The organism is Actinophytocola sp. (assembly GCF_050699935.1).
GTDB lineage: Bacteria > Actinomycetota > Actinomycetes > Mycobacteriales > Pseudonocardiaceae > Actinophytocola.
In genome coordinates, this window is the sequence record NZ_JBOHGB010000012.1 from 80,787 (window position 1) to 86,937 (window position 6,151).

The following is a 6,151-nucleotide window of genomic DNA, read 5'->3' on the forward strand; positions in this document are numbered from 1 at the left end:
CTAGCGGAGGTAGAGGATCACGTTGCGCGCCACGCACACCGGGTCGGCCGACCCGTCACGCTCCACCGTGGCCTCGAAGCTCGTCCGCACCCCGTCGTCGGTGGGCTTGGCCTCCGCGACGGCGATCGCGGCACGCACACGGGAGCCGACCGGCACGGGCTGGATGAAGCGGACGCGGTCGAAGCCGTAGTTGAGCCCCATCCGCAGCCCCTCCACCGCCACCACCTCGCTGATCATGGTCGGGATCAGGGCCAGCGTGAGCATGCCGTGGACGATCGTGCCGCCGTAGGGCCCCTCCGCCGCGCGGGCGGCGTCGACGTGGATCCACTGGTGGTCGTCGACGAGGTCGGCGAACGTATCCACAGTGGACTGGTTCAGCGGATGCCAGGACGAGTGGCCGAGCGTGGTCCCGACGGCGTCGACGAGGTCGTCCACCGACGAGAACGCGGCCACCGGCGCGTCACTCACGGCGGGCACCCACCACGGCCACGACGAGCACGCACGGCTCGTCGGACCTGTTGCGCCACGCGTGCCTGGTTCCGTTCTGCACCAGCACGTCGCCCGCCTTCAGATGCACCTCGGCGCCGTCGTCCAGCTCGACGTGGACCTCGCCGGAGAGCACGAAGTCGACGTCTACCGTGTCGGAGGTGTGCATGCCCGGGTTGTCGGGCTCCATCACGTCGAGCAGCCCGGGGATCTCCCGCCGCACCTGGCTCGTCGCCGCCGCCGCGTCGAAGTCCTCCGGCAGCGTCGCACTCGCCGGCCCGAGCGTGAAGAAGCAGAAGCGGAACCCGCCCGGCGGCGGGAAGTACGTACGCGCGTCCGGCGACTCCCCGGTGGTGGGCAGCGCCGGCGTGACGTCCGAACCCCACACCGGCGCGTAGGCCGAACCCGGCATCAGCGGTATGTCGAACACGGCGCCCTCGCCGTCACTGAAGACGACGGACTTCCCGTCGCGCTCACCGGTGACGACGATCCGTGGATTGGTCATGCCAACCTCCTCGTGGGTCGGAAAATCCGGTGTCACGGCCTCCGGACGACGACGGACGTGTCCTGGCCGCCGAACCCGAACGCGTTGACCTGTACGACATCCACGTCGAGCGCGGCGGGTTCGCCCACCACGACGTCGAACTCCACCGCCGGGTCCACGTCCTTGGTGCCCGCGACGTTCGGGAACGAGCCGTGCCGCATGGCGTGGCCCGCCGCCACGATGCCCATCGCGCCCGACGAGGCACCCGTGTGGCCGGTGTGGCCCTTGATCGAGGTGACCGGCAACGGCGTCGCCCGGCCCTCGTACACGCCGTTGATCGCCTTGATCTCGGCCGCGTCGCCCTTCGGGGTCGCGGTGGCGTGCGCGATGAGCGCGCTGACCTCGCCCGGAGCCACGCCGGCGTCGTCGAGGGCCAGCCGCATCGCGCGTGCCTCCCACTCGCCGTCCGGGCTCGGCGACGAGGGATGGTGGCCGTCGGCGAGGGTGGCGAACCCCGCCACCTCGACCAGGACCCGGGCGCCGCGCGCGTGCGCGTGCTCGGCGGACTCCAGCACCAGCGCCGCCGATCCGTCGCCGGTGACGATGCCGGAGCGGTGCACGTCGAACGGCAGGCTCGCGCGGGCCGGGTCACGTTCGCCGGTGGTCATCCCGTAGCTGGCCTGCCCGATGTACATCGCCGGCACGAAGTCGCCGTCCGCCTCGCCGCTGGCCAGCGGGAACCCGCCCTCGGTGCCGCCCACGAGCGCGACGTCGACCTGGCCCGACCGGATCAGCGTGCGGGCCAGCCCGACCGCGTCCAGCGAGGAGGCGCACGCCGTGCAGACGGTCAGCTGCGGCCCGTGCAGCCCCCACCGCATGGCGATCTGCGCGGCCGCCATGTTCGGGAAGATCTGGATCATCGTCTTGCGCTCGACCGTGCCCGGCCCACCGGTCTCGTACTGGTGCTGTGCCTTGAGCAGCGCCCGGGCGCCACCGATGCTCGTGCCGTGCACGACGGCGGTGCGCAGGGGATCGAGGGTCTCCAGCCCCGCGTCGGCCACCGCCTCCACCGTGGCCGCCAGCGCGAACTGGGCGAACAGGTCGGTGCCGGCTTCCACCTTCTCGTCCATCCAGTCCCGCGGCTCGAAGTCGTGCACCACCGCCCACCAGGCGAACGGGTTGTCGTCCCGGGTCGTCACCCACGGCGCCTCGCCGATCGCGATCGTGTTCGACCACAGGCCGTCGATCAGCGGAGCTGCCCCGACGCCGAGCGGGGACACCACGCCCTGTCCGGTGACCACCACGTCCACGCCGCTCATCGGGGTGCCACCGGTTGCTCGCGGAGCAGGAACTTCTGCACCTTGCCCATCGAGTTGCGGGGCAACGCGTCGACGAACTCGAAGCACTTGGGGATCTTGTAGGCGGCGAGCCGCTCCCGGCAGTGCGCGCGCAGCACGTCCTCGTCCACCTCGTCGGCCCCCTCGCCACGCACGACGACGGCGGTCACCGCCTCGCCCCAGCGCTCGTCCGGTCGCCCGACGACCGCCGCCTCGCGAATCCCGGGGTGCGCGGTGATCGCGCGCTCCACCTCGCCCGACGCCACGTTCTCGCCGCCGGTCACGATGATGTCCTTCTTGCGGTCGACGACGAGCAGCCGTCCGTCCGGGGTGAACCGGCCGATGTCGCCGGAGAGCAGGTACTGCCCGTCCGCCGAGGTCTCCAGCGGGCTCTTCGGGTTCACGTACCCGCGGAACGGCGACACGTTGCACACCCCGATCTCGCCGGTCTCCCCCGGCTCGCACCGGCTGCCGTCGTCGGCGAACAGGGCGACGTCGGCGCCGACCATGGGCCGGCCGACGCACTGCGGGACGACCGCGCCGCGCTGCTTGGTGTCGTGGGTGACCCAGCCGCCCTCGCTCCAGCCGTACCCCTCGGTGATCGCCGCGTTGGGGAAGGCGTCGAACGCGGCGTCGAGCTGGACGGGGTCGACCGCGGCGCCGGAGGAGAGCAGGCGGCGCAGGGCCGTCATCGGGCCCAGGCCCGACTCGTGCCAGGTGCGCAGGATCTGGGTGAGCATGGAGGGAACCAGGAACACGAACGAGCAGCGCCGGGCGAGCTCGTCCCACGCGACCGCGGCGTCGAACGAGGTGAGGACCCGGTTCGTCGCCCCCAGCGCCAGCGCGAGGATCGACAGCCCGCCGTAGGAGTTGTGGAACATCGGGCCCGCGGTCAGCAGCGTGCTGTCCGGGGTGAGTCCGAAGTGGATGGCCCAGCGCAGGTACTGGACGTACATGCCCTCGCCGTCGTACACCGCACCCTTGGGGAAGCCCGTCGTGCCGGACGTGTAGCCGATGATGAACGGGTCCGCCGGGTCGCTCGGGTCGAAGCTCTCCCACGGCGCCGCGCCCGTGCCGAGGTCGGCCGTGGAGACCATGACCGGCTGGCGGGCCGGCGCGAGCGCGGCGGTCAGCTCGGTGAACTCGGGGCCGTGGAGCAGCAGCCCGGCCGAGGAGTCGTCCAGGATGTAGTCGACCTCGTTCGCGGTCAGCACGTTGTTGACCGGGAGCGCCGGCACGCCCGCGAGCTGGCAGGCGAGGAACGCCAGCACCGCGTCCGCGCCGTTGCGTTGCAGGATCGCGACCGGTGAGCCGTCGCCGTGCTCCCTCATGGCGGTGGCGAGTTCCAGTGTGCGCTGGAGCGCGCCGGCGTAGGTCAGCTCCGGACCGTTCACCACCTGTATCGCGGGCCGCTCGGGGAACGACGCCGCGTTGAACCGCAGCTGCTCCACCAGAGTGTGCGCCAACATCGCTTTCACACCTGCCTTCCTGGTCCTCACGCCGCCGTCCGGGCCGCGAGGAACGCGATGATCTCGGGACGTAGGGCGCCGGCCGGGACCACGCGGTCCACCGACCCCACCCGCCGCGCACGCTCGATGTCGTGCACCGTGTCGAACTCGTGGGCGAGCGCGTTGCGCGCCTCGCCGCGCACCGTCTCGGCGACCGAGCCGCGCTCGGCGAGGTCGGCACCGGTGACGCGCGGGTCGGCGGCCACCCGCCGCTCGACGTCCCGCGCGAACACCACGGCCGCGGCCGCCGAGCCGCCGATCACCGATGCGCGGGCGCCTGCCACGGCGATCACCTCGAGCTCGTCGTTGAGCCGCTTGGAGAACACGACGAAGGCGCCGCCGTGGTACCGGGACACGACGCAGAAGAGCATCGGGCCGGCGAAGTTCACCACCGCCCGGCCGATCTCGGCGCCGTACTCCAGCTGGAGCTCGCGCAGCGACTCCGGCGAGCCGTCGAAGCCCGCGAGGTTCGCGAGGATCACCACGGGGCGCCGGCCGGACGCCGCGTTGAGGGCCCGGGCGACCTTCTTCGCCGAGCGCGGGAACAGCGTCGCCGCGCTCCACGACTGCGGGCCGTCCGCGGGCGGGATCCCCTCCCGGTGCAGCGGGCGGGACTCGATGCCGACGAGGGTGGTCGCGATCCCGCCGACGTGTGCCTCCCAGACGATCGCCGGCTCGGCCCCGGCCATGGCGCCCCAGCGCTCGAGCGGCTCCCGGTCGGCGTCGGTGACGGCACGCATCAGCGTGCGCATGTCGAAGGGCCGCTTGCGTTCGGGGTTGTGCACCGGCGAGAAGATGTCGCCCACCGTGGTGAGGTCGCAGCCCGGCACGGCCGGGTGCGGGCTCGCGCAGACGTCCCGGTCGGCGGGGTCCGTCGTCGGGAGCCGCCGGGGGAACCGGTCGCCCGGCGCGACATAGCTGCGCTCGTAGTAGTCGAACAGCAGCTGGCAGGCGCCCTCGACGGTCGGCGCCCACAGCTGCGCCTGGCCGTTCGGCCCCATGATCCGGTCGAAGCCGCCGATGCCGATGTTGTCGTCGGCGGACACGCTGCCGGCGAAGTCGAGCGCCTCCTTGCCGGTGAGCACCATCGAGCTGGCCGGCGTCATGATCAGCACGCCCCTCGTGTGCATCAGCATCGTGGCCTCGGCGTTGAAGTACGGCTGCGCGCCGACGTTGACCCCGGCGACGACGACGTTGATCTCGCCGCCGCGCTGGGTGAACCGCACGATCCGCCGCAACGCGTACGCCACCCAGTCGAGGTTCTCCGTGCCGCTGTCCATCGCGATGCGCGCGCCCGCCGACACGCTGAACCACTCGACCGGGACCCCGAGCCGCTCGGCCAGGTCGAGCGCGGCCTCGATGCGCCGGCACTCCGGCTCGGCGAGCGCCCCGAGCCCGCGGGCGGGGTCGCTGAGGAGCACGACCCTCGCCATGCCCTCGGGATGCGCGGGCGTGGTGTTCTCGATGACGCCGACGACGACGCCCGCGGTGTTGCCACCCGCCGCGCGGTGGACCTCGACGAGCGAGCCGTCCGGGGCGAGGTCGTGCTCGCGGAAGTGTCCGGGCGGGAAGTCCGAGGAGGACGCGTCCCGCGAGGTCATCAGGTCGACGATCTCGTACGGGTCCCGCAGGCCGCGGCGGTGCAGGCGCAGCAGCCGCTGCTGGCGCGGGGAGCGGGTGCGCAGCGGGCGCGGCGACAGGGCGGTCTCCCCGAGGCGCATGCCCGCCTCGCTCGGCGCGGAGAGGTGCACGACGCGGTCGCGCGGCCCGCCGACGCCCGGCACCCGCGCGCGGAGCACGACGGTTGCGATGCCGAGGTCGCGCGCGGCCGGGGCGAGCCGGCGTGCCATGCCCCGCAGCCCGTCCAGCCGGACCGTCCACAGTGGCCGTACGTAGACCACGACGCGGTTGAGCAGCGGCCGCTCGCGCAGCGGCACGGCCGCCCGCTGGTCGCGGATCATGGCGAACGCCTCGAGCAGGGTCTCGGCCAGCTCGGCGGGCGCCGGTGCCGCGGCGTCGGCCAGCTCGGCGATGCCGGCCAGGACGACGAGCCGGTGGTCGTCCGGGTTGTCCCGTCCGGTCACCTCCAGCAGGTGCACGTCGCCGTTCGACGTCCGGTGCTCGACGTGGAAGTCGCGCAGGCGCCACAGCTCGATGCGCTCCGCGGTCTCCGGGTGCAGTGCCGAGCGGACCGGCTCGCCCGCCGCGACCGTGACGAACCCGCCGGGAGCACCGGCCGTGATCCGGGTCAGCCCGGGATGCGCGGCCGCGATGGCCGCCAGCCGGTCCGCGCCGTGCGTGCCACCGACGATCTCGAGCCGGCCGCGGCCGTCGAG

The 6,151-nt window shown here is 73.1% G+C and carries 5 protein-coding genes; all 5 read right to left on the bottom strand.

Features of this window, described 5'->3' with window-relative positions:
* On the bottom strand, positions 1-468 hold the full coding sequence (locus tag ACRDTB_RS07460) for a MaoC family dehydratase (RefSeq protein WP_431429246.1): 468 nt from the start codon (positions 466-468) through the stop codon (positions 1-3).
* A complete protein-coding gene (locus ACRDTB_RS07465; protein ID WP_431429248.1) occupies positions 461-991 on the bottom strand; it encodes a cupin domain-containing protein in 531 nt (176 codons plus the stop codon). Before ACRDTB_RS07465 ends, ACRDTB_RS07460 begins: the two co-directional genes overlap by 8 nt.
* A gap of 32 nt (positions 992-1,023) precedes the next feature.
* Positions 1,024-2,289: a beta-ketoacyl-[acyl-carrier-protein] synthase family protein gene (locus ACRDTB_RS07470; RefSeq protein WP_431429249.1), complete on the bottom strand. Its 1,266-nt coding sequence runs from the start codon at positions 2,287-2,289 to the stop codon at positions 1,024-1,026.
* On the bottom strand, positions 2,286-3,776 hold the full coding sequence (locus ACRDTB_RS07475; RefSeq protein WP_431429250.1) for a class I adenylate-forming enzyme family protein: 1,491 nt from the start codon (positions 3,774-3,776) through the stop codon (positions 2,286-2,288). The genes ACRDTB_RS07470 and ACRDTB_RS07475 overlap by 4 nt, the downstream gene beginning before the upstream one ends.
* Positions 3,777-3,802: 26 nt before the next feature.
* A partial coding sequence (locus ACRDTB_RS07480; protein WP_431429251.1) for a carboxyl transferase domain-containing protein occupies positions 3,803-6,151 on the bottom strand: 2,349 nt, incomplete at its 5' end.

Bases quoted from the DNA above. Each gene is read 5' to 3' on its own strand.
- ACRDTB_RS07470 (WP_431429249.1), bottom strand. From the start codon at position 2,289: ATGAGCGGCGTGGACGTGGTGGTCACCGGACAGGGCGTGGTGTCCCCG.
- ACRDTB_RS07465 (WP_431429248.1), bottom strand. From the start codon at position 991: ATGACCAATCCACGGATCGTCGTCACCGGTGAGCGCGACGGGAAGTCC.
- ACRDTB_RS07475 (WP_431429250.1), bottom strand. From the start codon at position 3,776: ATGTTGGCGCACACTCTGGTGGAGCAGCTGCGGTTCAACGCGGCGTCG.